Source organism: Streptomyces sp. OR43 (assembly GCF_008042275.1).
Classification (GTDB): Bacteria; Actinomycetota; Actinomycetes; order Streptomycetales; family Streptomycetaceae; genus Streptomyces.
On sequence record NZ_RDBK01000043.1, the window covers coordinates 3,291,593 to 3,317,898 of the forward strand.

General features: G+C 70.2%; 27 protein-coding genes. 10 read left to right on the plus strand and 17 right to left on the minus strand.

The genetic code is table 11. The features are described from left to right. Positions 1–252 precede the first annotated feature (252 nt). From EAO72_RS33985 to EAO72_RS34020, 8 genes are all read right to left on the minus strand, one after another. Positions 253–933, minus strand: a complete 681-nt coding sequence (locus EAO72_RS33985) for a hypothetical protein (RefSeq protein ID WP_148020882.1) — start codon at positions 931–933, stop codon at positions 253–255. A gap of 169 nt (positions 934–1,102) precedes the next feature. Further along, positions 1,103–2,608, minus strand: coding sequence for an ATP-binding protein (locus tag EAO72_RS33990; RefSeq protein WP_148020883.1), 1,506 nt, complete (start codon positions 2,606–2,608; stop codon positions 1,103–1,105). A gap of 26 nt (positions 2,609–2,634) precedes the next feature. Beyond that, complete coding sequence (locus EAO72_RS33995) at positions 2,635–3,087, minus strand: DUF6238 family protein (RefSeq protein WP_148020884.1); 453 nt, start codon at positions 3,085–3,087, stop codon at positions 2,635–2,637. Positions 3,088–3,120: 33 nt separating this feature from the next. Further along, complete coding sequence (locus EAO72_RS34000; RefSeq protein ID WP_148022198.1) at positions 3,121–4,593, minus strand: SCO6880 family protein; 1,473 nt, start codon at positions 4,591–4,593, stop codon at positions 3,121–3,123. Positions 4,594–4,728: 135 nt separating this feature from the next. Then, positions 4,729–6,120, minus strand: coding sequence for an SCO6881 family protein (locus tag EAO72_RS34005; RefSeq protein ID WP_148020885.1), 1,392 nt, complete (start codon positions 6,118–6,120; stop codon positions 4,729–4,731). A gap of 27 nt (positions 6,121–6,147) precedes the next feature. Further along, on the minus strand, positions 6,148–6,837 hold the full coding sequence (locus EAO72_RS34010; protein WP_148020886.1) for a hypothetical protein: 690 nt from the start codon (positions 6,835–6,837) through the stop codon (positions 6,148–6,150). Continuing rightward, the gene (locus EAO72_RS34015; RefSeq protein ID WP_148020887.1) at positions 6,837–7,145 is read right to left on the minus strand and encodes a DUF6112 family protein; all 309 of its coding nucleotides are present in this window, start codon (positions 7,143–7,145) and stop codon (positions 6,837–6,839) included. The genes EAO72_RS34010 and EAO72_RS34015 overlap by 1 nt, the downstream gene beginning before the upstream one ends. A gap of 95 nt (positions 7,146–7,240) precedes the next feature. Continuing rightward, on the minus strand, positions 7,241–8,386 hold the full coding sequence (locus EAO72_RS34020) for a C40 family peptidase (RefSeq protein WP_148020888.1): 1,146 nt from the start codon (positions 8,384–8,386) through the stop codon (positions 7,241–7,243). A 574-nt stretch (positions 8,387–8,960) separates the two neighbouring features. Between EAO72_RS34020 and EAO72_RS34025 the strand changes: the two genes are divergently transcribed. Together EAO72_RS34025 and EAO72_RS34030 are read left to right on the plus strand one after the other, a co-directional pair. After that, positions 8,961–9,707 (plus strand): DNA-methyltransferase, encoded by a 747-nt coding sequence (locus EAO72_RS34025; protein ID WP_148020889.1) that lies wholly within the window; start codon positions 8,961–8,963, stop codon positions 9,705–9,707. A gap of 267 nt (positions 9,708–9,974) precedes the next feature. After that, positions 9,975–10,445: a hypothetical protein gene (locus EAO72_RS34030; RefSeq protein WP_261991720.1), complete on the plus strand. Its 471-nt coding sequence runs from the start codon at positions 9,975–9,977 to the stop codon at positions 10,443–10,445. Positions 10,446–11,323: 878 nt separating this feature from the next. On the opposite strand, the gene EAO72_RS34035 is transcribed toward EAO72_RS34030, so the two are convergent. Continuing rightward, entirely contained in the window at positions 11,324–12,577 is a 1,254-nt protein-coding gene (locus tag EAO72_RS34035; RefSeq protein WP_148020890.1) for an MFS transporter, read from the minus strand. After that, positions 12,574–13,977: an NAD(P)-binding domain-containing protein gene (locus EAO72_RS34040; RefSeq protein ID WP_148020891.1), complete on the minus strand. Its 1,404-nt coding sequence runs from the start codon at positions 13,975–13,977 to the stop codon at positions 12,574–12,576. The genes EAO72_RS34035 and EAO72_RS34040 overlap by 4 nt, the downstream gene beginning before the upstream one ends. 109 nt (positions 13,978–14,086) lie before the next feature. On the opposite strand from EAO72_RS34040, the gene EAO72_RS34045 reads away from it, so the two are divergent. Genes EAO72_RS34045 through EAO72_RS34055 form a run of 3 tightly spaced genes read left to right on the plus strand, consistent with a single transcriptional unit; the run spans position 14,087 to position 16,099 of the window. After that, on the plus strand, positions 14,087–15,148 hold the full coding sequence (locus tag EAO72_RS34045; protein ID WP_148020892.1) for a flavin-containing monooxygenase: 1,062 nt from the start codon (positions 14,087–14,089) through the stop codon (positions 15,146–15,148). Positions 15,149–15,190: 42 nt separating this feature from the next. Continuing rightward, positions 15,191–15,565: an ArsR/SmtB family transcription factor gene (locus EAO72_RS34050; protein WP_148020893.1), complete on the plus strand. Its 375-nt coding sequence runs from the start codon at positions 15,191–15,193 to the stop codon at positions 15,563–15,565. Positions 15,566–15,577: 12 nt separating this feature from the next. Next, the gene (locus EAO72_RS34055) at positions 15,578–16,099 is read left to right on the plus strand and encodes a GNAT family N-acetyltransferase (protein ID WP_148020894.1); all 522 of its coding nucleotides are present in this window, start codon (positions 15,578–15,580) and stop codon (positions 16,097–16,099) included. A gap of 18 nt (positions 16,100–16,117) precedes the next feature. On the opposite strand, the gene EAO72_RS34060 is transcribed toward EAO72_RS34055, so the two are convergent. The 4 genes from EAO72_RS34060 to EAO72_RS34075 all read right to left on the minus strand — a co-directional run bounded on the left by EAO72_RS34060 (position 16,118) and on the right by EAO72_RS34075 (position 19,496). Beyond that, on the minus strand, positions 16,118–16,942 hold the full coding sequence (locus tag EAO72_RS34060) for a sulfite exporter TauE/SafE family protein (RefSeq protein WP_148020895.1): 825 nt from the start codon (positions 16,940–16,942) through the stop codon (positions 16,118–16,120). A gap of 72 nt (positions 16,943–17,014) precedes the next feature. Beyond that, positions 17,015–18,082 carry an ArsO family NAD(P)H-dependent flavin-containing monooxygenase gene (locus EAO72_RS34065; RefSeq protein WP_148020896.1) on the minus strand — a complete coding sequence of 356 codons (1,068 nt, stop codon included), beginning with the start codon at positions 18,080–18,082 and terminating at the stop codon, positions 17,015–17,017. Continuing rightward, the gene (gene arsB, locus EAO72_RS34070; RefSeq protein WP_148020897.1) at positions 18,079–19,191 is read right to left on the minus strand and encodes an ACR3 family arsenite efflux transporter; all 1,113 of its coding nucleotides are present in this window, start codon (positions 19,189–19,191) and stop codon (positions 18,079–18,081) included. The genes EAO72_RS34065 and arsB overlap by 4 nt, the downstream gene beginning before the upstream one ends. Then, positions 19,188–19,496, minus strand: a complete 309-nt coding sequence (locus EAO72_RS34075; protein ID WP_026328687.1) for an ArsR/SmtB family transcription factor — start codon at positions 19,494–19,496, stop codon at positions 19,188–19,190. The genes arsB and EAO72_RS34075 overlap by 4 nt, the downstream gene beginning before the upstream one ends. A gap of 95 nt (positions 19,497–19,591) precedes the next feature. Between EAO72_RS34075 and EAO72_RS34080 the strand changes: the two genes are divergently transcribed. From EAO72_RS34080 to EAO72_RS34100, 5 genes are all read left to right on the plus strand, one after another. Further along, a complete protein-coding gene (locus EAO72_RS34080; protein ID WP_148020898.1) occupies positions 19,592–20,014 on the plus strand; it encodes an arsenate reductase ArsC in 423 nt (140 codons plus the stop codon). After that, positions 20,011–20,985 (plus strand): thioredoxin-disulfide reductase, encoded by a 975-nt coding sequence (trxB, locus tag EAO72_RS34085; protein WP_148020899.1) that lies wholly within the window; start codon positions 20,011–20,013, stop codon positions 20,983–20,985. The genes EAO72_RS34080 and trxB overlap by 4 nt, the downstream gene beginning before the upstream one ends. A gap of 166 nt (positions 20,986–21,151) precedes the next feature. Further along, positions 21,152–21,925, plus strand: coding sequence for a heavy metal-responsive transcriptional regulator (locus tag EAO72_RS34090; RefSeq protein WP_148020900.1), 774 nt, complete (start codon positions 21,152–21,154; stop codon positions 21,923–21,925). Then, entirely contained in the window at positions 21,922–22,236 is a 315-nt protein-coding gene (locus tag EAO72_RS34095) for a hypothetical protein (protein ID WP_261991721.1), read from the plus strand. Before EAO72_RS34090 ends, EAO72_RS34095 begins: the two co-directional genes overlap by 4 nt. 94 nt (positions 22,237–22,330) lie before the next feature. Continuing rightward, positions 22,331–23,338 carry an arsenic resistance protein gene (locus tag EAO72_RS34100; protein WP_148020901.1) on the plus strand — a complete coding sequence of 336 codons (1,008 nt, stop codon included), beginning with the start codon at positions 22,331–22,333 and terminating at the stop codon, positions 23,336–23,338. A 177-nt stretch (positions 23,339–23,515) separates the two neighbouring features. Here the strand turns inward: EAO72_RS34100 and EAO72_RS34105 are convergent, their stop codons facing one another. The 3 genes from EAO72_RS34105 to EAO72_RS34115 all read right to left on the minus strand — a co-directional run bounded on the left by EAO72_RS34105 (position 23,516) and on the right by EAO72_RS34115 (position 26,050). Continuing rightward, positions 23,516–24,451: a DUF5655 domain-containing protein gene (locus EAO72_RS34105; protein ID WP_187285308.1), complete on the minus strand. Its 936-nt coding sequence runs from the start codon at positions 24,449–24,451 to the stop codon at positions 23,516–23,518. Positions 24,452–24,788: 337 nt separating this feature from the next. Further along, positions 24,789–24,971: a hypothetical protein gene (locus tag EAO72_RS34110; protein WP_148020903.1), complete on the minus strand. Its 183-nt coding sequence runs from the start codon at positions 24,969–24,971 to the stop codon at positions 24,789–24,791. Between the two features lie 59 nt (positions 24,972–25,030). Next, positions 25,031–26,050, minus strand: coding sequence for a cation diffusion facilitator family transporter (locus EAO72_RS34115; RefSeq protein WP_148020904.1), 1,020 nt, complete (start codon positions 26,048–26,050; stop codon positions 25,031–25,033). Positions 26,051–26,306: the final 256 nt, after the last annotated feature.

The window sequence follows — 26,306 nt, forward strand, 5'->3', positions numbered from 1 at the left end:
CGTACCCGTGTTCCCGATCCGCGGCGCCAGCTGTGGACTGTGCAGGAGAGTTGCTGCTGTCCGCGGTGAGGGGCGAGCCCTCCGTTCGCAGGGACATCAGGGACTGGTCGGGGTGCGTGGGCCCTTCCTTGGCCGGGTGCCCCAGCAGCCGATGACGTGCATCGCAGACCGTGGGACGGTAGAGGTTGTGGTGTTCCGCGAGGATCCGGGTATCGGCCGGTTTGGTGCCGCCGGGACTCGGTGCTAGGGGAGTCAGCGGGAACGTCGCGGGGGCGGCGGATGGGACGCGGGCGGCGCAGTAGGCGACGCAGTGGGAGTTCCGTGCTTGCCTGGTGTGGATCGGGCGAGGGCGACCTGGGCACGTGCGGCCTGCGCAGGCCGGTCTGCGTTGTTCCGGTTTGCCAGGTAGTCGCTGGCCCGAGCGAGCGCAGGGCCTTGGTCGGACAACGCGGCGGCAAATTGCCAGCCTTCGGAGTTGCGGATCTTCTCCGCCTGGCCGGCGTACAGCTCTCGCGAACCGGGTTGTGAGGCGTCCATGAGCGCCAGTACCTGATCCCATTCGTCCCGGATCTGGGCTGCTCGCTCCAGGCTGGTGTCGATGCCGCGCAGCCGCCCGAGGTCCTCACTGATCGGCCCGTTTACATAGTCGGACCCGCAGGCGGCGGCGCGGACGCCGGCCAGTACCTCGGGACCGTGGTCGAGGAAGACCTCGACGTGCTTCCACGCTTCGGCGTCCCGCTTCACCTTGCTCTCCGGGTAATTCTCCCCGTCGATAGACCATTTGCAGGCCCCATCAGAGGAGTTGGAGGCTGCGTTCCAGGAGTCGGAGGCCTGTTTGATGCCGTCGGCAGCGGCGGCCAGCACCGGGATGTGCTGCTGCCACGTCTTGTGGCTGATGGTGGGGGCAGCAGGGGCTTCGGCGGCGGAATCCATGCGCGGTCCTTGTGTCTGGCTGGCTGCCTTTGCCACGGAGGCGGCAGCGGGCTGGGTCGTCGCCGGACGGTGGGCGATGAAGGTCCAGGTTCGGGTGGCTGACAGGGTCTCCGGCAGCAGCCCTGCGGTCCGATCACGGTCGACGTGTCCTTCGCGAGGTGAAGCTTGGCTACGAGGACATGCGGGCGTCGGTGTCGAACAGTTCGCGCTCGGCCGGGTGCAGGATGTGCTGGGTGATGAAGCTTCGGCCTGCGACCTTCCACAAGCCCCGGCCCTTGGTCAGGGCGGACACGGCCTGGGTCTCGACGCCGGTCAGGCCGAGCAGCGAGGCGGCAGCAGCGAGCTGATCCGGCTCCTGCCGGTAGATGATGCGGGTGGAGCAGTCGGCCAGCAGGCCCTCGGCCAGCACCCGGCCGCGCGAGCCGGCGTCGCCCGCGCTGAGCAGGTCGCTCAGGCGGTGGATGATCATGAGGTTCGCGATACCGAGGCCGCGCGAGAGCTTCCACTGCGACTGCATGCGCTCCAGCAGGCCGACGTGCCGCATCACACGCCATGCCTCGTCGTAGATGACCCAGCGCCTGCCGCCGTCCGGGTCGGCGAGCGCGGACTCCATCCACGCTGAGGCGCAGGTCATGGCCAGCACCAAGGCGGTGTCGTCACCCGATCCGCCGAGGCGGGAGAGGTCGATGGACAGCATGGGCGTGGTCGGGTCGAAGGCCGCGGTCGAGGGGGCGTCGAACATGCCGCTCAGGTCGCCGTGCACCAGGCGGCGCAGTGCGTGGGCGAGGTCCTGTGCGGCCGGCCCCATGTGTCCGGCCTGGTCGCCGAGGGCTAGGTCGAGACGCTCGGGCGAGCCGAGGGCGTGCGCGATCTCGCCGAGCAGCGGCACCGTGCCCCTGGCGTCGGCTTCGGAGACGACCAGGTCGAGAGCGAGGTCGAGGGCGGTGTGCTCCATCGGCAGGAGATCGCGCTTCAGCACCGTGCGCGCCAGGCCCGCGAGGAGAAGGAGGCGGCGCTTGCGGACCTCGGTCGACCAGTCGCCCTCGCTCACCGAAGCGGGCCGGGCCGGGGCATCCAGCGGGTTCAGCCGGCCCGGAAGCCCCGGCCCGAGTGCGATGCTGTAGCCGCCGAGGGCCTGCGAGACGGCCGTCCACTCGCCCTTGGGATCGCAGGGGACGTAAACCCGGTAGCCGTGGGCAATCGCCCTGGTGGCGATGGACTTGGCCAGCGCGGATTTGCCCATGCCGATGATCCCGGCCAGGACGGCGTTCGGGTTCGTGAAGCCCTCGATCCGTCCGCTGCTGTACAGCGAGAACGGGTCGTAGCAGAACGCCGCCTCCGCGTGCACGTCCCTTCCGATGAAGATCCCTTCGGCGCCCAGGCCGCCCTCCGCGAGAAACGGATAGGCGCCGCTGACGGTGGCTGTGGTCATGCGGTGGGCGGGGAGGCGGAGCTTGCCTCCCCGAGCGGAGGACGAGCCGGGGCGTCCGGACGGCTGGTAGGTCGGACGCAGCTCCGGGTCGAGGTGCTCCTCGGCGTGGTCCTTCGGCGGTGCTCCGGCGAGGCGTGCCTGGCGGCGGGCCTCGGCGAACCCTGCACGGGCGGCACGCTGATCAGCGCGTGATGCCTTACGGGGGACGAACAGGTGAGAGGCGCTGGCGCGGGTGCGGGGCATGAACGTTTCTCCAGACGGAAGAAGGGTCAGCGGCGGACGAGACCCGTGAAAGGGGTGTGCAGGTCGGCCGGGGTGGTGCGGCGGCGCACCAGGTGCGCGGTGAGCTGGTGGCGCTGGCAGATCGTCAGCTCCGGGGCCCCCTCGGGCAGGCCCGCCTGGCACAACTCGCGTTCGGGCACCTCGCCGGAGTCCGGCCGTGATGCCGCGTGATAGGCGGCGTGGACGTGGTCGGCGGCCTGCCAGATCCGGGTGCGGGTGGCGCGGAGCTGGTCGCCTTCGACCGGAACGAGCTGGCCGGTGCGGGCGGCGTGGGCATCGAACAGGCCGTGCAGCGAGACGAGATGAGCGTGCAGGCTGTCCAGCTCGGCGCGGGTGGTGACGAGGGGACCGCCCGGAATGTTGAGCGCGCGGTGGAAGTCGAGCGCGGCGGTGGCGAAGGGCACGAAGTCCTGCGTGGACGGGCTGGCGGTGCGGGACATGGGGGTGCTCTTTCGGGGGAAGAAGGGCCGGCATCAGACGGCGAGGGCGAGCGGCATGGCGGCGACGGTGAACGCTTCGGCCTGCTGCCAGGTGAGCGGCCGGAGGTCGAGCTGGGCGCCGACGGCCGCGGTCTCCACGACGGCGCAGGCGGAGCGGAGTTCGTCCTCCGAATCGGCCGAGACAGTCAGCAATCCGGTCAAGGCGACATCTGCATGGCCCGCGATGAGCTGACGCTCCCGGGACTTGATGTCCTGGTACTCGATCGAGTCCGCCTCGGAGTCGACCTGGCCCCGCCGGGCTCGCTCGGCGGCATCCGCGATCACGCTGGACTTCTTGCGCTGGACGTCTCGCAGGGCGGCGTCCAGCCCCTTCGGCTCGTATGACAGTGACAGCGTGCGCCGGACGCCGGCGGTGAACAGGAGCTGGTGCAGGAAGCCCGCCGACGTTTCGGTGCGGGGCCAGTTCTCCACCCAGTACGTGGCGTGGACGGCCGAGTCAGTCATGATGTGGTCCGACTTCTCGACGACCACGACCGGGCCGGCAGCTGCGGGCTCAGCCTCGGGATGCCCCGCATCGGACCAACGGTCGAGCGAGGCAAGGGCCTTGGGGTCGTACGCGGTGCGCACGACGGCGGCGATCTCGCGGGCGGTGAGCCAGCCGGTGGGGTTGAGACCGGCGGTTCGCGCGGCCTGATCGAAGGTCGAGGTCAGCTGCGTCAGGATGCTGAAGGACCCGGTGAGGCCGCCACCGGCCTGGTTGATCAGTCGCCGTGCAGCCTTGGCGTCCAGGGACACCGCGACGTACGCCTCGTGCGGCGCCGCGGCCGGCCCGGCGCTCTGGATCAGCTCGCTGTAGATCGCACCCGCTACGGGGGCATGGGGTCGGCCGTGCTCCTCCCAGTACCGGCGCAGTGCGTCACCGGAGTCCGGCACGGTGCGCTCGATCACCTGGATCCGGGCGACCTGGCCTGTGCGTGCGAGGGCGGCCAGTGCGCGTCCCCAGCCGTTGACGTTGGCGTTCTGGGTGCCCGGGTCGAGCAGTGCGTAGGCGCGGGAGGATACCTTGACGACGGCGGTCAGGGAGCCGGTGTGGGGGTTGTGGACCGCCCCGTATCGGCGGTCGGGAGCGGTGACCACGCGCAGGCTCGCCGCTGTTCCCGGAAGGTGGAGCAGCCCGTCGTAGACCGGGCGGCGGGAAGGCCGGGTGAGCCAGATCAACTGGCCCCGCATGCGGCGCAGGGCGTACCGGGTGGCGATCGGAGCCCAGTCGGCCAGGGCGCGGCCTCGGTAGCGGACGAAGACGAGCAGGGCGATGGCGGCCCAGACCGGAATGAGTTCGAGGGCGCCGACCACGCCGCGGGTGACAATCACGGCGAGCAGGAGCAGGCCGGTGAGGCTGACGACGATCAGTTGCGAGGCGGTCAGGCCGAGCAGGATGCCGCGCCGCGAGCGGTGCGGAAATTTGACGCTGGCCGTGGTGGCTTCGGCCTGGGGCTTGTCGGACATGGGGTTCCAGACGGTGGAAGCGGGCGAGGGCGGGGCGCGCGCCGTTCTTCTGGAGGTCATGGCAGGGCTCCGTTTCTGGTGATCGCTGGTGCGGGGGGCGGGCTGCGGCTGTAGCCCGCCCCCGGATGTGATGGGTCAGGAACCCGGCGGCGGCTGGCTGGGATACACCCAGTTCGTCGGCGTCGGCGAGCCGGTTGCCGACGGCCCCGTGGAGGACGGCGGCGTTGCGGCAGGGGCCGCCGGCGGCGCGGCGCCTGCCCGGGTCATGCTCCTGCCCGCAGTCGAAGGGGCAGCGAACTGGCCGCCTACGGAGTCTCCTTCGGGGCCTCCCGATGCGCCCTGGCTGGGTCGGGTGATGAGTGGCGGGATGCCGGGGCGCTGGATCAGGGCCTTGCCCTTGTCGCCGGTGGCGTTCGGGTCTTCGCCGTACCGGAAGGCGGTCCGGGGCTTGGGCGGTCCGCCGTCGATGCCTTCCTTGCTGAGGTTGCTGCCGACGGGATCGATCCCAGAGGCGACACCGTCGCTGCCCGCGCCGGGGACCTGGCTGGGACCCTGTGGTGCGGGGGAGCCTGTGCCGACTCGCATGGCGAGGGTGCCCGCGGTCTTCGCGGCTCCTGCGGCGACCGCCATGCCGGCCACGCTGGTGCGGTGCAGGTCGTCATGGCCGCCCCCGTCGCTGGCCCAGTGGACGAACTTGTAGGTTGCGTACGGGCAGAGCAGCACCAGGACCATCACGACGATGCCGGACATCGCGTCGGACAGCGCGGCCATTCCGCCGTGCGCATCCGACTTGCCCATAGCCGAGACACCGATCAGGAACACCACGGTCATCAACAGCTTCGAGACGACCAGCGTGGCGGTGGCCTCGATCCAGCCGCGCCGCCACCGTTTGGCGACCTCCCACCCGCCGCCGGCGCCGGCGAACACGGCGAGGGCGACCATGATCAGGACACCCACCTTGCGCGCGACCATCACGCCCCAGTACATGAACGCGCCGATGGCGCATCCCACGGCGACCAGGGCTGGGACACCCCAGCCCATGCCGTACATCACCCCCAGTTCGGTGACCTTGACCACGCGCCGGACGGCGTCGTCGATGGAGCTGTTGGCCGCCTTGAACAGGCCGTCGGACAGGGCATCGACGACCGTGATGGCGACGGAGGTGAAGGCGACGGCGCAGAAGCTGAACAGGACGCCGGTCATGGTGCCGATCGCGGCCTGGGCGAGGGCGCGTTCGTCACGGCGCCAGGCCGCGGACATCAATTGGATGCAGAACGTGCCGACGGTCAACGCGAGCCCGATGGGCAGCAGAAGCTCGTAGTTGTCCCTGAACCATCCGGCGTTCAGGTCGATGGCGGTGGTTCCGTTGACCGCCTTGGCGGCGAGATCCGCAGCAGCGGAGGCGAGTTCGCCCATCGACTTTGCGATCCACGCGCCGATGCCGTCGGTGACCGTCCCGGCCGGGTTGGTCGCGAACTCGATCGAGCCGCAGACCTTGTCCATCAGCGGAATGTCGCAGACTCCCATGGTGGCACCTCCTTTCAGGGTTCGGGGTCAGGGAGCGACGGACGGCATGACGCCGGCCAGCGCGCAGGGGCGGGAGGGGCGGCACTGGACCGCGAGGGTGATGACGCGGTTCTCCGCACCGCCGGCGCGCGAGCCCTTCCAGGCGATCGACTGCTTGCCGGAGACGGTCACGGCGTAGACGTACGCCTGCGTGATCGTTCCGGGATCCTCCTGAAGAGCCCGCGAGAACGCTTCGGGGAAGTGCCCCTCGTTCACCGTGGCGGTGGCGAACTGGCCGTTGGCGGCCATCTCCTTCCACAGCACGGGCGAGGGGACGACCGCGTCGACCGACTCGGGGTCGGCGTACTTGCGCTCTGGCGTCAGCCATCCGTGCAGGGCCGTGAGCAGCTCGGCCTGGGAGTACGCGCGGGCGTCGTAGGACCACAGTGCTGCTGCTGCCGCCTTCCCGAACACGATCGGATTGTGGGTGCTCGGCGGGACCGCGAGAGCATGCGGGGCGGGCCCCGGCTCGGGCGGCCTCGACGCGGATACGGACGGAGCTGATGAAGGTGCCGAACTCGGTCGCGCCCCAGGGACGTTGGAGGTCACCTTGTTGTCGCGGGTGAGGTAGGCGGCCAGGCCGGCCAGGACGACGAGCGCCATCAGGACGGCGGCGCCGAGCAGGGCCCGGCGGCGCACACGAGATGCGCCGCCGGGGTTCAAGGAGCGGTCAGGCATCAGTGGACCTGCGTTCCCAGCGCGCTGAAGAACGCGACCACGCCGTTCGCGGCGCCCAGCAGGAGGGCCGCGCCGGCGCTGACCATGACGCCCTTCTTGCCGTTGGCCTCGGCCTGGTGGCCGCCGGTGTGGTTGCCCCAGGCCCATACGCCCGCGCTGGCGGCGAGTGCGCCGACGGCGGCAATGATTCCGAACAGGTTGAGGGAACCCATCACCTTCCTGAGAACGGAGAGGCCGGGCAGCCCTCCGTCGCTCGGCGTAATGCCGGGGTCGAAGGCAAGCTGGATGACTGCGTCAGCGAGAAACATATAGAGCACCAGTTCGATTCAGTGCGCGCGAGAGCCCGCGAGGGCGAAGCGGCAGTACGGGAGAGAAAGAGAGGGAGGGGGAGGGGGAGCGCCGGTCAGATGACTCGGCGGGCCGCGAGAATCTGTGGCTTCCACGACGCGAGGGTCGTGATGCGGACCACGTCGCCGGTGTGCGGGGCATGGACGATCAGGCCCTGGCCGATGGCCATGCCGACGTGCTCGGGAACCTTGGCCGTTCCGACGGTGAAGATGAGGTCGCCCGGCCGCAGCGCGCCGACCGACACCGCCTTGCCCCCCTTGACCTGCTCGTACGTTGTCCGCGCCAGGGTGACCCCGGCAGCCTTGTACGCCTGCTGCATCAGGGAGGAGCAGTCGCACCGGCCCATCGGGTCCATGCCGTGGGAGGCGGTGCAGCTCCCGCCCCACTGATACGGCGTGTCGAGCTGGCCGAGCGCCCAGCGGATCGCCGCCTGGACCTTCTCCGGAACATCTGCCGGGACTGTGTACCCGGCCGGCACCGCACCGGGCGGGATGACACCGAAATTAGTCCCGTCCCTGTCGGCCGAGCACCCATCCGCGGCCATCGACGCAGTGTCGGCGGCGTCGGCCGAGCCGGACGGCGAGGGGCTCGGTGAGGCGTCACCCGACTTCGACAGAAGGGGCTCGATGGCCTGCTGCAGCGCGGTGGCCAGGGGCTCCCACTTGGCGTAGGCATCCGGAAGACCAGAGCGCTGTACGGCCTGGGCGGCCTGCGTGATGGACAGGGACTGCCAGCCCGACACCTTCTTCAGTCCCTTGTAGAACTTGGTCGAGGAGTGCACCGGGTCGAGAATCTCGCTTGCGGTGCCCCAGCCCTGCGACGGCCGCTGCTGGAACAGCCCCAAACTGTCGCGGTCGCCGTAGTTCAGGTTCCGCAGGCCGCTCTCCTGCAGAGCGGTCGCCAGGGCCACGATCTGCCCCCGGGCTGGGAGGCTCATCGCGACGCCAGTGGCCTGGATCGTCTTGGCATTGGGCACCTGCTCGGCGGGATCATCCAGTCCCGGCACGGAGACTGAACCCTTGTCGCTGCCGTCCAGGATGTCGTTCACCTGAGTGGCAACAGCTGCGGCATCCACAGATGGTGCACCGTCGGTCGAGCAGGAGGCCGAAGCGGTCCCGGCACCGATGGCGAGAATCGGAACAGCCAACAGCAAGGGAGTGCAGGCGGCAAGGCCGACGACGGCTCCGGTGGTCGCCTTCATCGTCGCCGCCGCTCACCGACGCGGCGGTGTCGGCCAGGCGACGGTGTTGGGCTGGGGCGAGGGGATGTCAGGGCATGCTGCATCGCAGCGACTCCTCGGGTGTTTGTAGGAGGCGCGGTGCTGACTTCTCGTGCAAAGCCGTCGGCACCGCGCCGTGAATTCGCCTATCAGGGCGGGCCCGGTCAGGGGAATTGGTAACTCCCAGACGTCGGTCTTGGGTTAAGCGCGGCAGCCAGCCGCGCTTGTAATCTCAGGCGGTACACCGGATCTCCTCACGGCTTATCGGACGGGGGGCTAACGGGCCCACCGTGCTGCCCATTCGGACGAGACAACACGGATAAGCACAGCTCAGCGGGGTGGAGCGCTGCTCCGTCCCGGTGGCATGGCGAGACAGTAGACCGGGATTCCGGCCGCACCTAACGGCTCTCGGACCCGCCCTCGGACGAAGGGACGGCTCGTTAGGTGCGGCCGGAATTCGCGACTAACCTCCGGCGCAACCCCGCTCGAAACGATCGCTGTTGAGCGACGTCCGGAGGGGGTCCAGTCCCGCTGTGCCCTGAAAGAGGCCCCGCACATGAGCTACACGCTGCACCGAGGCGATGCCCTCACCGTGCTCAAGACCCTCCCGGACGAGAGCGTCAACGCCGTCATCACCGACCCGCCGTACAACTCTGGCGGGCGTACCAGTTCGGACCGCACCGGTCGCACTGCGCGAGCCAAGTACGTCACCAGCAACAGTGCACACGACCTGCAGAACTTCCCCGGAGAGAACCGCGACCAGAGGAGCTATCGGAGCTGGCTGACCGAACTCCTCACCGAGGCGTACCGGGCCTCGACCGAGCACGCGGTCGCCATGGTCTTCACCGACTGGCGCCAGGAACCGACCACCTCGGACGCCCTGCAGATGGCCGGGTGGACCTGGAGCGGCACCATCCCGTGGATCAAGCCGTCCAGCCGGCCCCGCAAGGGCGGGCCGAAGCAGGACTCGGAGTTCATCATCTGGGGCGTCAAGGGATCCCTCGACAACACCCGCGACCTCTACCTGCCGGGTCATTACATCGCCTCCCAGCCCCGCAAGGGCCGGGTCCACATCACCCAGAAGCCGGTCGAGGTCATGCAGCAGCTCGTCCAGGTCTGCCCCGAGGGCGGCACCGTGCTCGACCCGTTCACCGGCAGCGGCTCCACGGGGGTCGCGGCCCTGCGCGAGGGGCGCCGCTTCGTGGGTGTCGAGCTGTCCGCGCACTACGCCGACGTCGCCGAGGAGCGGCTGCTCGCCGAACTGACAAAGGACGACTTCGAGCTGGCCGGACCGGAGGCATGAGTATGAAAGCGGAGAGCCCGGGGCCTGTTGTGACGACGCATCACGGTTGGCAAATCAGCACGCTTGTTGGCAAACGACGCCGTCGAAGCTCTGTGGTTACTCTGCGTAGCGAACAGTTGTGATCAACTGCTGCGGGGACGCTGCGTGAGCTGGTGATGTGGTGCGGTGAATCCACAGCCGGATGGCCAGGTCCGTTCCGACGGGTGTGTCCTGGACGAGCTGATGTCGCCGTACGGCAGTCTGAGTGAGGCCCGTACACGGCTGGTGATGCGGGACAACTGGGCGAGTCGCTGGACGGCCGCCTGGCAGATCAACGGGTCGGAGGTCGTCTGGCCGGTCCGGGATCTGGGTTCAGTGCCGGTGCTGTCTTCGACGCCGGTGCGCGGTTTCACGTGGAGGACGAAGCAGCAGCATCGTCCCGGGCTGGAGTTCCTGGTCTCGACAGGGCGGAAGCACGGCTTCGAATCGCTGGAGGAGAGGGCGGCCCTGCTGGCCCTGGACTTCATGACGGTGATCGAGGTGCTCCCGCAGCCCTTCGCCCTCACCTTCGAGCACGTCGACGGCCATGCCGGGCACATTCCCGACTTCCTGGCCGTGATGGGCGACGGCGGCCGCCTGCGGCTGGCACTACTCGGTGATCACCGGCTGGCGCTCGCACGTCCTCTCGGGTCTGGACGCGCTGTCGGCTCAACGGCGGCCGATGACGGACCAGCTGGGCTGCCAGCCGGTTCTTCTTGAGGCTGCCGCCGAGGGGCCGGTCACTTTCGGGGAACTGGTACAGGCGACACGGGTTCCGGCGGTGGGTCGGACGCACGCGGTTCATCTGCTCTGGCACCGCCGGCTCGGCTTCGACAGACGCCGATGGCCCAGAAGGTGTCGCGGCTGATCGACCGCCGGCTCAGCGCCAACGCCCGCAAGAAGGGGGACCCGACGCTGGCCGGCGTCATGGTCAGCGGCTGGGGCCAGCACGGGAAGACCGCCACCGTCTGCCGGGTCGTCGCCGCGTTCGAAGATCAGGCCGCTCTCCCGGGAAGACAGCAATCCGCAGAGGTATCGCAGCCCACCTCGTCCAGGCCGTCACGGGCATGTCGTTGGACGACGCAGGAACCTATCTCGGCGTCCCCCCGCCTTGGATGGCAGCCTGGGGAAGATTCCGCCCCCTGGAGGAGCGCTTGCACGGTTGCCGAGCCGATCTGTCCATGCTGTTCCAACGTCTCACCGATCACGTCGCTGACCAGCCGGCTGTGGACTACGCCGCCCGACGGAAACGCTTCGCGAACTGGACTCTCCCCGAGTCGGACCTGCAGAGGATCGTCGAGAACTACCCCAGCAGACGCCGACTCCTCGCCCGCGGCTCCCAGAGAGGCGCTCGGATACGCGTCGCGTCGGCTTCTCCGCCCTGGTCTGGTCCCGGCTCACTGGCAGTGAGTGGCGTCTGGCACCTGACCTGCAACCACTGCCCGTCGAGGGAGTCGCCATTGTCGACGCTGGAGTCATCCACCAACTCCAGGGGCGCAATCCGGACCACCAACCCTTCTACACGTATCTCCACGACCTTCTGCCGGACTACGCCAGCACGATCCTCGAAGGGGAGGATCACCACTGATCAGGCGGGGTCAATGACTGCGGGGCCGTCGTCCGGGTCGGCGGCGTACTGCGTCGGTGCCTGTCCATGGCGCGATGAGCGCGGCGGCCACGGAGACGGCGGCCAGGAGCAAGAAGAGAGGGCCGTAGCCGCCAAGGGGAACGGCCAGGGCGGCACCGGCGAACGGTGCGAGGGCTGCCGCTGTATGGGCGGGAGCAGCCAGGAGCCCGGAGAGCCGGCCGTAGTGGGCGGTGCCCCAGCGGTCGGTGATGGCGGTGGCCTGGAGCAGGGTGAGGTTGCCGCGGACCATGCCAGCCATGACCGACACGGCGATGAGCAGGGCGTACGGGCCGGGCGCGGCAGCGAAGGCGGCTGTGGCCAGAGCACCGAGCGCGATCAGAATCGTGGTGCGGGCCGTAGCGGCGGTGCGGCGGGCGAGGGCTGCGTACAGGGTGCGGCCGAGAGTTTGGCCCGCGCCGCCGATACCGAGGGCCCAGGCGGCCTGGCTGGTGGTGTACCCGCGTTCGAGGAGAAGTGGGACGAGGGCGACGACGACGGCGTACATCGTGAAGGCCGACAGGGTGAAGGCGGCGGCAAGCAGCAGGAACGGTCGGCTCCGACTGACATCGACAGCTTCTGCGGCTGTGTGGGCAGGGCTCGTTGGAGCCTCGGGCCAGGGTGCGCGCAGGGCCAGGGCGTGGGCCGGGATGGTGACGAGGGCGAGGATGACGGCGAGCACGAGGTAGGTGTGGCGCCAGGACAGATGGTCGGCGAGGGCCGCGGTCAGGGGCGCGAAGACGGTGGAGGCGAGCCCGCCGGCGAGGGTGACGATCGTCAGGGCGCGGACGTGGTCAGGGGCCCACCAGCGTGTGAGGGCGGCGAACGCCGGCTGGTAGAAGGTGGCTGCCATCGCGAGCCCGGCGAGTGCCCAACCGGCGAAGAAGACCGGAACGTTGGGGGCCGCGGCCACGATCAGGAGACTGACGACGCCGAGCACGGATCCGGTGGTCATGACAGTGCGCGGCCCGCTCCGGTCGAGGATGCGGCCGACGCGGATCCCGGCGAGGGCGGAGACGACGAGGCCCAACGAGAACGCGGCGGTGGTCGCCCCGGCCGGCCAGCCGGTCGCGGCGGTGATCTGGGGGTTGAGGACGGGGAAGGCGTAGTAGACGATGCCCCAGCTCACGATCTGCGTGGCGCAGAGGGCGGGCAGGGCGGCGCGGGGCCGCGACCGGTCCCCTGTTCCGGTCGCGACCCCGCGCGCAGGGGTGCCCAGGTCGGTCACGAGCCGCAGCAGCCGCCCGCCGGTGCCTCCTCAGCAGCGGCCCCGACCGCGGTGGGGGCGCCGAGCTGGACGAGTTGCGGTGCGGGAGCGCAGCAGCCGCCGCCGTCGGCTTCCTGGGCGCTGGGGGCGTCGAACAGGCCGGCGCCGCCGCAGACTCCGGTCTCGGGCAGGGTGAGTTCTACGCGGTCGGCGGAGGCGAGGTCGCCGGCGATCGCGGCGGCCACCGAGCGGACCTGCTCGTAGCCGGTCATCGCCAGGAACGTCGGGGCGCGGCCGTAGGACTTCATCCCGACCAGGTACACGCCGGGTTCGGGGTGGGAGAGCTCGCGGTGGCCGTGGGGGTAGACGGTGCCGCAGGAGTGCTGGTTGGGGTCGATCAGCGGAGCGAGGGCGACGGGTGCCTGGAGGCGCTCGTCGAGGCCCAGGCGCAGCTCGTTCAGGAAGGACAGGTCGGGGCGGAAGCCGGTCAGCACGATCAGCTCGTCGACCGCGTCCAGGCGGCGTCCGTCCTCGCCGACCAGGACCAGACGGCCGTCGGTGTCGCGCTCGACCGCTTCGGTGCGGAATCCGGTGACGGCGTCCGCGTGACCGGCATCGACGGCGGCCTTCGCTGCCAGGCCCAGAGCGCCGCGTGCGGGGAGCTGGTCGGCTTCGCCGCCGCCGAAGGTGGAGCCGGAGATGCCCCGGCGCAGGATCCATACGCCCTTCGTCCCAGCGCCGTCCTGGGCTTTGGCGAGGTCGGCGAGGTAGGCGAGGGCGGTGAAGGCGGAGGCGCCGGAGCCGATGACGGCAGTGCGCTTGCCCGCGTACCGGGCGCGGACGGCGGGGTCCTTCAGGTCCGGGACACGGTAGGTGATCCGGCCCGCGGCGGCCCTCTCGCCGAGCGCGGGCAGTCCGCTGCCGCCGGACGGGGACGGGGTGGCCCAGGTGCCGGAGGCGTCGATGACGGAGCGCGCGAAGACCCGCTCCTCACGGCCGTCGGCGTGGGCGAGGTGCACGACGAACGGCTGCTGCTCACGGTCGGCGTCGACGATGCGGTCCCGGCCGGTGCGCGAGACGCCGGTGACCGTCGCACCGAGGCGGACGCGGTCGCCGAGGACGTCGGCGAGCGGCTGCAGGTACTGCTCGGCCCAGTCGCCGCCGGAGGGGTAGGTGTCCGGGTCGGGCCGTGTCCAGCCGGTGGGAGCGAGGAGCTTCTCGGCGGCCGGGTCGACTACCTCGCCCCAGGTGGAGAAAAGGCGCACGTGCGCCCACTCGCGCACCGCTGCGCCGGCCTTCTGGCCTGCTTCCAGGACCAGGGGTTCGATGCCCTGGTCGAGCAGGTGGGCGGCGGCGGCCAGGCCGGCGGGTCCGGCTCCGATCACGACGACGGGCAGCTCGGTGGTGGCGGGCGCGTTCACGGCGACTCCTTGCGTGGTTCGACATCTGTCGATGGCTTGCGTGGCCCAGCATGGCACCTGTATTGATGAGCGTCAACATAGACATTCATCGAATCCAGGGGGATTGTTCATGGAGGACATCGATGTCGCCGTGATCGGCGGCGGCCAGTCCGGACTCGCCACCGCCCATGCGCTGCTGCGCCGCGGGCTGCGGCCCGTGGTGCTGGAGGCATCCGACCGTACGGCCGGGTCGTGGCCGCACTACTACGACAGCCTCACGCTGTTCTCGCCCGCCCGGTACACCTCTCTGCCCGGAATGCCGTTCCCCGGCGCCGACCGTGACCGATACCCGCACCGGGACGAGGTCGTCGCCTACCTCACCGCCTACGCAGACCGCCTGAACGCCGACATCCGCACCGGCCGGCGGGTCATCTCCGTACGACGCGACGGATCCGCATTCGACGTGGTCCTCGAAGGCGGTGGCAGGCTCGGGGCGCGGGCCGTCGTCGCGGCTTCCGGCACCTTTGGCCGGCCGCACCGGCCGGAGTTGCCGGGGCTGGCGGAGTTCACTTGCCAGGTGGTGCACGCCGCCGATTACCGCAGCCCGGCCCCTTTCGCCGGCGGTCGGCTGGTGGTGGTCGGGGCCGGTAACTCCGCCGTGCAGATCGCCGCCGAACTCGCCGGAGCCGCCAGTGTCACGCTCGCCACCCGCGGCCCGGTGAAGTTCGCAGTCCAGCGCGTCCTTGGCCGCGACCTGCACTTCTGGACGGCGCGCACCGGCCTGGACACTGCACCCCTCGGCCGGCTCCTGCCGCATCCGCCGGCGCAGCCGGTCCTCGACGACGGCCGCTACCGCGCCGCCCTGGCCGCCGGGCGACCTGATCGGCGACCGCTGTTCACTGGCGCCGACGGGAACAAGCTCATCTGGCCGGACGGAGAGCCGGAGGAGGTCGACGCGATCGTGCTCGCCACCGGCTACCGCCCCGACCTGCCCTACCTCGCCTCCCTGGATGGCGCCCTGGATGCCGACGGGAGCCCCCGGCACCGCGAGGGCCTCTCCACCAGCGTGCCGGGGCTGGCGTTCGTCGGGCTGGAGTGGCAGCGCAGCCTCTCGTCGAACTCACTGCGCGGGGTGGGCCGGGACGCGGAACGGATCGCCCGGCGCCTGGCTGCCCACCTCGCGCGCCGGTGACGAGCCTCCACACGCTGGTTCGACGTGTGTCAACATAGACGTATGTCGAATGCGAAGGTGCTGCCCCTGCTCGAACCCGCCGATGGTCAGGGCGTGGCGCCGTGCTGCCCGCCGCTGACCGAGCGCCCCATGAGTGCCGCGGAGGCCGAGACCGCCGCGCGGATGTTCAAGGCCCTCGGCGACCCGGTGCGCCTGCGGCTGTTCTCCGCCGTGGCCTCGCACGAGGGCGGGGAGGCGTGCGTGTGCGACATCTCCGACGTCGGCGTCTCCCAGCCCACCGTGTCCCACCACCTGAAGAAGCTGAAGGAGGCCGGGCTGCTCACCTCGGAGCGGCGCGGCACCTGGGTGTACTACCGCGTCGAGCCGTCCGTGCTCGCCGCGATGGGCAAGCTGCTGGCCATGCCGGCCGCGGCCTGACGACAGGACGGAATGAGGGGGGAAGCGGTGAGCGGGGCGTTGAGTGCGGTGGTAGTGCCACTGGCGGCGGAGCATGCCGAGCAGGTGCTGGCGATCTACCAGGCGGGGATCGAGGAAGGGAACGCGACCTTCGAGACCGTCGCCCCGACGTGGGAGGCGTTCGACGCGGCGAAGATGCCCGAGCACCGCTTCTCCGCTCTCGATGAGAGGGGGAAGGTGCTGGGGTGGGTCGCGGCAAGCCGCGTCTCCGACCGGTGCGCGTACGCCGGTGTGGTCGAGCACTCCGTCTACGTCCACCCCGAGGCGCGCGGGCGGGGCGTGGCCTCCGCGCTGCTCAAGGGGTTGATCAACTCCACCGAGGCAGCCGGGATCTGGACGGTCCAGTCGGGCATCTTCCCCGAGAACGCTGCCAGCCTCGCCGTGCACCGGCGGGCCGGCTTCCGTGTGCTGGGCACGCGTGAGCGCATCGGCAAGCAGCACGGCCGTTGGCGCGACGTCGTTCTCGTCGAGCGACGCAGCCTGCTCATCGACTGACCGGACGACCTCGCGGGCTCAGTTGTGGCGCGCGAGCTTGACCGAGGAGATGAGCAGGATCACCGCCAGGGCGGGAACGAGCACCAGGTCGGAGAAGACGCCGACCAGCAGTACCCCCAGCAGCGCGCCGGCGATCGAGCCCGCGGCCATCACGGCGGCGAAGCGGAGGTTGGCGCCCAGGACCGCGAAGCTGCCGTCACGGCTGTAGCGGGCGAAGGCAACCAGCATGGTCGGCAGCGATACCAGCAGGGACAGTCTTCCCGCCGTCTTGATGTCAAGGCCGAAGAGCAGCACGATCGTCGGGATCAGCAGCTCGCCCCCGGCCACACCCATAATCGCGGCGCCCACTCCGATGCCGAAGCCGGCCACCACTCCGCAGGGCACCTGCGCCCGCAGCGGCAGCGGCAGCGTCCCCACGGTGGCGAGGTGGGTGGCCAGCAGAGCGGCGGCCATGAGCACCATCAGGGCCGCCAGTACCTTGTACAGGGTGGAGCTGCGCATCCGTACCGCCCAGCTCGCCCCGGCCCATGCGCCCAGCAGGCTCCCGGCCAGCAGATTGGCCGCGACGGGCCAGTGACCGGCGAGCTCGGAGGCGGGCAACGCCGAGAGCCGGGCGGGCAGCGCCACCACGACTACGACCAGGCTCATTGCCTTGTTCAGGATGACCGCGGACAGCGCCGCGAACCCGAACAGGCTGATTAGCAGGGGGAGGCGGAACTCCGCACCGCCCAGGCCAATCATCCCGCCGAGAACGCCGATGCCCGCCCCTGCGGCGAACACCACGGGCGCGGAGCGTGCCCGGCTCCCGGAGCGCAGAGGGTCAGCGGCCAACGGTGAGGTCATGGAGGGCAGTCTGCAACGATCACGCTGTCTCGCGACACTGGGGGAAGCCGCCGAAACCGCTGGGCCGCCCTGTCACTTGCGCCCGCACAGCGCCCCGATCTCGCGGGCGGCGTCCCGCGCGGGACGTCCCACCCCGATCAGCGTGGCCGACGCCGGGCCGGTCCAGTCGCCGTATCCGAGCAGGTGCAGCCGAGCCTCGACCCGAGCGCGGGTACCGGCGGTGGGGATGTGCCCGCGCGGGCCCCGCAGATTCAGCGGGGCGAGGTGGGACAGCGCCGGGCGGAAGCCGGTGGACCAAATCACCGCATCCGCGCCGCTCTGACTGCCGTCCTCCCACCGGACGCCGTCGGCAGTGAGCCGGGAGAACATCGGCTTCACTGCCAGGAGTCCGGCACCCCGGGCTGTGCGGACGGGCGGCACGACGACGATGTCGCCGAGCGAAGCCACTCCGCCGGTGTCGCTGCGGCCGGAGTCGAGCGCGCGGCGGCGGGCGGTGGCCACGTCGAACAAGGCGCGGCCGTCGATGTCGTCGGCCAGGAACCGCGGCGGACGCTGGGTCACCCACCTCACCTCGACGCGGCCGTCCAGGGCGAGGTCGGCGGCGATCTGGGCGCCAGAGTTCCCACCGCCGACCACGACGACCCGCTGCCCGGCGAAGTCGGACGGGGAACGGTAGTTCACCGTGTGCAGCTGCCGACCGGCGAAGGTGCTGCGGCCGGGGATGGCGGGGAGGAAGGGGCGCGACCAGGTGCCGGTCGCGCTGATGACCGCCCGGGCCCGCCAGGTGCCGGTGTCCGCCTCGACCAGGAGCCTGTCGTCGTCACGGCGTACGGCGTCCACGCGTGTGTTGTGCTGGACGGGCAGGTCGTAGCGCTTCTCGTAGTCGGCGAGGTAGTCCACCACGTGCCCGGCGTCCGGGTAGGTCTCGCCCGCCTGGGCTGGCATGAGCCGCCCAGGCAGCGAGGAGTACTCCGCCGGGGAGAACAGGTGCAGGGAGTCCCACATGTGCCGCCAGGACCCGCCCGGCGCCGGATCGGCGTCCAGGATCACGAAGTCGAGGCCGCGCCGGCGCAGGTGGTAGCCGGCGGCGAGCCCGGCCTGGCCGCCGCCGACCACCACCACGTCGGCCCGGTTCGTCACGGGGCCGTCGTCACCGCGTCGGCGGCGAACTTCCTGCGCCAGGCGAGTGCGACGTAGACGAGGCCGATCAGGACGGGGACTTCGATGAGCGGTCCGACGACTCCGGACAGGGCCTGGCCGGAGGTGACGCCGAAGGTCGCGATGGCGACCGCGATGGCCAGCTCGAAGTTGTTGCCCGCCGCGGTGAACGCCAGCGTCGTGGTGCGGTCGTAGGCCAGGCCCAGGCCCTTGCCCAGGAGGAAGGTCCCGAAGAACATGATCGCGAAGTAGACCAGCAGCGGCAGCGCGATCCGCACGACGTCCAGCGGCTGCGAGGTGATGGTCTTCCCCTGGAGGGCGAACAGGATGACGATCGTGAACAGCAGCCCGTAGAGCGCCCACGGGCCGATCCTCGGAAGGAACTTCGCCTCGTACTTCTCGCGGCCCATCTTCTGCTCGCCGATGCGGCGGGTGAGGAAGCCGGCCAGCAGAGGGATCCCGAGGAAGATCACGACGTTCAGCGCGATGTGCCAGACGGACACGTCCAGGCCCTGGCCGTCGCCGAGGTTCATCCAGCGCGGCAGCAGGTCGAGGTAGAACCAGCCCAGCAGACCGAACGCGAACACCTGGAACACCGAGTTCAGCGCGACGAGGACGGCGGCGGCCTCCCGGTCGCCGCAGGCGAGGTCGTTCCAGATGATGACCATGGCGATACACCGGGCGAGACCGACAATGATCAGGCCGGTGCGGTACTCGGGCAGGTCCGGCAGGAAGATCCACGCCAGGGCGAACATGACTGCGGGCCCGACGATCCAATTGATGACCAACGAGGAAACCATCAACTTCTTGTCGCCGGTCACGCGGTCGAGCCGGTCGTAGCGGACCTTCGCGAGGACCGGGTACATCATGACGAGCAGGCCGAGCGCGATCGGCAGGGAGATGCCGCCGATCTCGATCTTCGCGAGCGCGTCGTTCATCCCCGGGATCAGGCGGCCCAGGCCCAGGCCGACAGCCATGGCGAGCAGGATCCACACCGCGAGGTAGCGGTCGAGGGTGGAGAGCTTCTTGACGATCGAGTCGTCCCCACCGCCAGCCGGAGCGAGAGCGGTGGCGGGCTTTGCGGAGGTCACGGGCAGGCCCTCTTGTTCTCGGAAGCAGTACGGGCGGAGTCGGCCAGCGCGGCGAACTGCTCGGACAGCCCGGCCAGGACCTCGGGCTTGAGCTTGTAGTAGGTGAAGCGGCCGCAGGGCTCGGTCTCCACGATCCCGGCCTCGCGCAGCACCTTCATGTGGTTCGACAGGTTGGTCTGCTTGGCTCCGGTCTCCTCGACCAGGTGCGTCGTACAGAGCGTCTCGCGCGCCAGCAGGGTCACGATCTGAAGGCGGAGCGGATCGCCCAGCACCCGGATCACATCAGGATCGACTGAAGTCAGCATGCACTGATACTCTCACATCACCACTCGCTGACACCAGCGGGAGCTGAAGTCATTGGCGGCTGGGTTCCGCCATGCGACGAGAGAGAACGATCACCATGGCTGACAAGCCGTCCGTCCTGTTCGTCTGCGTCCACAACGCCGGCCGCTCCCAAATGGCCGCCGCGTGGCTGACCCACCTGGCGGGGGACCGCGTCGAGGTCCGCTCCGCCGGCTCCAACCCCGGCGACCAGGTCAACCCGGCCGCCGTCGAGGCCATGGCCGAGGTCGGCATCGACATCTCCAAGGAGACGCCGAAGATCCTCACCGTCGACGCGGTCCGCGAGTCGGACGTCTGCATCACCATGGGCTGCGGCGACACCTGCCCGGTCTTCCCCGGCAAGCGCTACCTCGACTGGAAGCTGGAGGACCCGGCCGGCCAGGGCGTCGAGGCCGTGCGCCCGATCCGCGACGAGATCAAGACCCTGATCGAGGGCCTGATCGCCGAGATCGCCCCCGCCAAGCCGGAGGCGACGGCGTGAGCGACATACGCGAGGTCGTCATCATCGGCTCCGGCCCCGCCGGATACACCGCCGCCCTCTACACCGCCCGCGCCCAGCTCAAGCCCCTGCTGTTCGGCAGCTCCATCTTCGTCGGCGGCTCGCTCACGACCACGACCGAGGTGGAGAACTTCCCCGGCTTTCCCGAGGGCGTCGACGGCCCGGTCCTGATGGAGAACATGCGGGCCCAGGCGGAGAAGTTCGGCGCCGAGATGATCGACGACGATGTCGTGTCCGTCGATCTAACCGGCGACGTCAAGCTCCTCACCGACTCCGCAGGCACCACTCACCGCGCCAGGACGGTGATCGTCGCGACCGGATCCGGCTACCGCAAGCTCGGCCTGCCCAAGGAGGACGAGCTGTCCGGCCGCGGCGTCTCGTGGTGTGCGACCTGCGACGGATTCTTCTTCCGTGACCGCGACATCGTCGTGGTCGGCGGCGGCGACACCGCCATGGAGGAAGCCACCTTCCTCACCCGCTTCGCCCGCTCCGTCACCGTCGCCCACCGACGCTCCACCCTGCGCGCCTCGAAGGTCATGCAGGACCGGGCGTTCGCCGACGACAAGATCTCCTTCGCGTTCGACAGCGAGATCGCCGAGATCAAGGAGACGAACGGCATGCTCGCCGGAGTCGTCCTGCGCGACGTCTTCACTGGTGCCACCCGCGACCTGGACGTGACAGGGCTGTTCATCGCCATCGGCCACGACCCGCGCACCGAGCTGTTCACCGGCCAGCTCGACCTCGACGGCGAGGGCTACATCAGCGTCGCCTCCCCGTCGACGCGTACCAGCCTGCCCGGCGTGTTCGCCGCCGGTGACGTCGTCGACCACACTTACCGTCAGGCCATCACCGCCGCCAGCACCGGTGCGGCCGCGGCCCTGGACGCCGAGCGCTACCTCGCCGCCCGCAACACCACCCACATCGAGCAGGAGCCGGCCGCGGCCCCTGCCTGACCGACTGAGCCGCGGCGCGGGCCCGCCTGGAACCATGCTGGCGGGCCCGCGCCGTGGGGGCATCGGCCGCAAAGGAGCGATGCCGTCCTCCTCGCGCGCCGGGCCCTGGGCGCGGTGGGGCGAACGCTTGACCTTCGAGTCGGGTTGAAGGTTTACCTTCGGTGGCGTGACGACCTACCGCATCTCGCAGCTGGCCGAACGCTCCGGCGTACCGGCCACAACGCTGCGCTTCTACGAGGACGCCGGTCTGCTGCCCGCCGACCGCACACCGTCCGGGTACCGGGTCTACGGCGAGGATGCGGTGGAGCGCCTGGCCTTCATCTCCTCCGCCAAGATGCTGGGCCTGGCGCTGGAGGAGATCCGCGAGCTGCTGGATGTCCGGGAGGAAGGGGTGTGCGCGTCCGTACGGGCGCGGATGCTGCCCCTGGTCGCCGACCGGATCACCCAGACCGACGGCCGCATCGCCGAGCTGCGCGCGTTTTCCGCACACCTGGCCGGTGTCCACGCTGATCTGTCCGGCCCGGCGCCCGCAGGGGCGTGCGGTCCGGACTGCGGCTGCACCACATCCAGCACCACGGCGGCCGGGCCCGTGCCCATCACTCTGTCGCCGACCCGCAGCGAGCAGGCCACGGAGTCCTGGCGGGAGGCACCGGTGGCCTGCACGCTGGGCGGCGCCGAGCTGGGGATGCGCACCCAGCAGTGGCAGCGGCTGGTCGACAAGGCAGAGGGACGCGAGGAGATCGACGACGGGATCCGCCTGTCCTTCCCCGTCGGCGCCGACCTCGCCGGCGAGGTCGCGGCCCTTGCCGCGGCCGAGCAGGGCTGCTGCGCGTTCTTCGACTTCCGTCTGCACCTGACCCCGACCGCGCTCCAGCTGGAGGTGCGGGCACCCGAGTCCGCCGCCGGAATGCTGGCCGACCTTTTCGGAGTGCCCGCATGACCACCCCGCCCTCTGCTTCTCGCCCGTCCCGGCCGTGGGGTGCCGTTGGCGCCGGCTCGGCCGCGATCGCCGCCTGCGCGGTGTGCTGCGCAGGCCCGCTCCTGGCCATCCTCGGCGGCATCGGCGTCACCTCCGCCATCGGAGCCCTGTGGGTGCCCGCACTCACGGTGCTGGCCATCACTGCCGGGCTGGGCGTTCTGATCGTGGGGCGGCGCCGCCGGACAGCAGCCTGCCGGTCCGCTCCGGCACGAACCGACCTCGGCATGCCAGCCCTCCGCCCGAGCCCGGACAGCGGCAAGACCCCTCACTGACCAGGAATCGCGGTCAGACCGCGCGCAGTGGCCTGTGAGGATGGAACGCACGACCGCTACGAGGCGGCCGGCACAGCACGAAGGAGCAGTTCGGATGTCGCAGCAGGGACCGCAGGGCCTGGTCGATCGGATGGAACACCACCAGGTCGCGATCTACCTGGCGGCACTCGCCGCCGGGGGACTGCTCGGCTGGGCGGCCCCCGGCCTCGGGCCGGGGCTGGAGCACTCGATCAACCCGGTGCTCGGGGCGCTGCTGTTCGTCACCTTCCTCCAGGTCCCTGCCGCCGAACTGGTCCGCTCCCTGCGGGACGGACGGTTCCTGTCCGCCGCGGTGCTCGTGAACTTCGTGGCGGTGCCGCTGGTCGTCGCCGCGATGTTCACGTTCCTGCCCGACGACCAGGCGGTTCGCCTCGGTGTGCTGCTTGTTCTGCTGTGCCCGTGTGTGGACTACGTCATTGTCTTCTCCGGGCTGGCCGGCGGCTCCAGCCGACGCCTGCTGGCCGCCACCCCGTTCCTCCTGGTCGCGCAGATGCTGTTGCTGCCGGGCTTCCTCTACCTGTTCATGGGCTCGGAGCTCGCCGACATCGTCGAGGTCGGACCGTTCGTCGAGGCGTTCGTCGTCCTGATCGTCATCCCGCTCGCCTTCGCATGGGCCCTGCAGGCGTGGGCCGGACGCCGCCCGGCCGGGCAGAAGGTCTCCGACGGCGCGACCACCACGATGGTGCCGCTGATGGCTGCCACGCTGCTGGTCGTGGTCGCCTCCCAGGTTCCCAAGCTCGGCGACAACCTGACCGACGTCGCCGCCGTCGTCCCGTTCTATGCGGCGTTTCTCGTGGTGATGGCGTTCGCCGGGAAGGCCGTGGCGCGCCTCTTCCGGCTGGACGCCTCCGCCGGGCGGGCGATCGTCTTCACCGGGGCGACCCGCAACTCCCTCGTCGTCCTGCCCCTCGCCCTGGCTCTGCCCGACGACCTGGCCATCACCCCGGTCGTCGTGGTCACCCAGACCCTGGTCGAGGTCCTCGGCATGGTCGTCTACGTCCGACTCGTCCCGCGTCTGATGCCCGGCCGGGAGCGGCCCGCGAACGAGCCGGTTGCCCCCTGACCGTCCTCAGCGCGGCTACGCAAGCCGATCACATCCTGTGACCACGGCTTGCCAACTAACCTGCCGCGTCTTTGCCAACTACACAGCAGCACATCCATCTACTCAGCGACGTCCCGCACCGCACTTTGCCAACAAGGCTGCGTTGTCACAGATGCGCCAGCCGCCCTTCTGTTTGCGTCAAGCCGCCTCGAACGCCCGTCGGATCAGCGGCGCTGCCTTCTCCAGGTCGGCCGCGGAGGCGAGCCGTACCTCCAAGTCGCCCGTTCCGAGGTGCCCGATGCCGCGCATGTCCCGGGTGAAGCCCTCCTCCAGCTCCACCGTGTCCGGGTCAAGTCTGAGATAGACCAGGATCGCCTCGTGCTTCGGACGGAAGATCACCGATGCCACGTTCACCAGCCGCCGGTAGGCGATGTAGTGCCGCAGCAGCGCCACCTCGACCTCGCCCCACGCCGCGAGTGCGTCGTCCACCTCCGCGTACAGGTCCCGCAGGCACTCCGGGACGAGGCTGGCACCCGCCGGCGAAGAAGCCACCGGGGCCGCCGCCGCGATGTCGACCGCCGTCTCCCGCTCCCGACTTCGCCGGGACGAAGCGGCGCTCGGGAAAGCCGGAGAGGAGTCGACGAGCAGCAAGCTCAGCAGACCGCCCTCGAAGATCCGGTAGCGCACCAGGTCGATCCGCTCGGGCAGCCGCTGCACGGCCACACGGTCGTGGTGGGAGAAGCTGGCCGCGATGCAGACCATCCGCGGACGACGCCAGTCGATCGACTCGGCGGCCTCCGTGCCCAGCACCTTCCGCACGAGCGCCTCGAACTCGTGGTGCGCTGACTCCAGCCAGGACAGGTATGAGACGGCCTGTGACAGCACCCCGCTGTCAGAGCCCTTCTTGAACTCGATCACTACCGGGCTGCCGTTCTCGTCCAGCCCGAGCGTGTCGATTCTGCCCCGGTGCCACGGACCGGTCGGGTACTCCGACGCCAGGAAGCGGATGCCGAGCATCGCTACCAGGCCAGCCTCGACCCGCCGCTGGAGTTCGACCTCCAGCGCCACCGTTGAACCGGGCACCCCGACGTCCCGCCCGCCCGCGTCTCGCCGAAACAACATCAGCTCGGCCACTAGCGTCCCCCTCCTGTGCTTGCTGTACGAGAGCAATCGAAACGGGATACATATTCCAGAACGGGGGTCTGCCAAACGAGCGGTGTATCTCGGGTTGTTGAGGGTTACTGGCGGGCTGCGGAGAGGCGGCCGTCGGGCACAGCGACGGCCAGGCCGCAGTCGCGCAGGCACGCCAGCCCCCAAAAGTACATCTTGTGCTGAATTCAGAGTTTCGTGAACTGGCGGTGTGGCCGGGCGGGTAGGGACTGTCAGCCCTTGCCCTCGGTGCTGCCGTTGCTGCGCGGTGTGTTGAGCCCGAGATGGGCGACGGCCGGGTCGGTCTCCCACCAGGGGCGCATCATGCGACGTTGCGGCGCCACGGCCACTGGGTGCCGCGACGCCGGGCGGTGATCACGGCTGCGGTGTAGGCGGCGGTGAGGGCAATGCCCGCCGCCAGCAGCGCCGCATCGAGGTGCCGGTCGGTGAGCATGCGGGAGACGGTCAGTTCCGGCGGTCCGTGGTAGGCGGTTGGGCGGGTCAACCGGGACAGGTCCTTCTGTGGTCGCGGTCGCCGGCCGGTGTTGGGCGGCTGGCGGGCGGTCAGTGCGAGTGAGGTCCTGGCCGGTGCACGGGGCCGTGGGTGTCCTCGTGTTCGGGGCCGGGCTGCGTCGGTGGTTCGCCGATCTGCAGCAAGGGGCCCGTGTCCCGGTCGTCTTCGCCGACGTGGTCGACCTGGAGGGTGGCATGGGTGATGTTGTAGTCCCCGGCGAGCTGCTTTTGCAGGGTGCGGCGCACAGCGTGGCAGTCGCCGCCGGGAACGACCAGGACGTGGGCGGACAGGGCGGGCTGGCCGGAGGTGATCTGCCAGATGTGCAGGTCGTGGACTTCGACGACCTGCTCGAGGCGGGCCATGGCATCACCGACCGTATCGGGGTCGACGCCTGCGGGTGCGGCTTCGAGGAAGATGCGCCCGGAGGCGCGGATCAGGCCGATGCCGGCCTTGAACATGAGGGCGACGACGACCAGGGTGGCGATCGCGTCCGCACGGGCGAAGCCCGTGGTCAGCACGATGGCGCCGGAGATCGCGGTGCCGATGAAGGCGTACAGGTCGTTGAGGATGTGCTGGAAGGCGCCCTCGACGTTCAGTGAGGTTCGGTTGGCCCTGGAGATGCACCAGGCGGCAGCAATGTTGACCACGATCCCGGCCAGTGCGGTGACGAGGACCAGACCGCCCTCCACTGCTGGCGGGTCGATGAGACGCCGCACGCCCTCGTAGCCGAGCCAGGCTCCCAGCAGCACCAGGGTGAGGCCGTTGGCCTGGGCGGAGAGGATCTCGGTGCGCTTGAAGCCGTAGGTATAGGGGCCGCGGGCCGGGCGGGCGGCCAGCCGCATCGCGATGAGCGCCAGGGCGATGGAGGCCGCGTCGGTCAGCATGTGTGCCGCGTCGGAGATGAGTGCCAGGGACTGGGCCAGGATGCCGACGACGACTTCGGCGGCCATGAATCCGGTGATCAGCGTCAGGGCGATGCCGAGCCAGCGGCGGTCCGCGTCGGCGGCCACGCCGTGCGAGTGGCCGCCGTGACCCCCGGCCCCGTGGTCGTGCGTGTGCTCGTCACTCATCGCCGTCGTCCTCCCGTCGCGCCCGCCCGGCACGGATGCTGCGGGCAGCGAAGCACACCTGTGACCATGGAGCCAAAGGCTGCATCGGTGACCGTTGTCAACACCAATAGTGACCACTGTGACCTGCGCTTTTACGGTTTCATGGCTGTGGGGCGGGCGGGCGGCATGCCCTTGGAGCCCAGGCCGAGGGTGGACGGATATGCCGGTGAGCGACGGCCTGCGAAGGGCCGCAACGATGGGAAGGCGCCGCGCCATG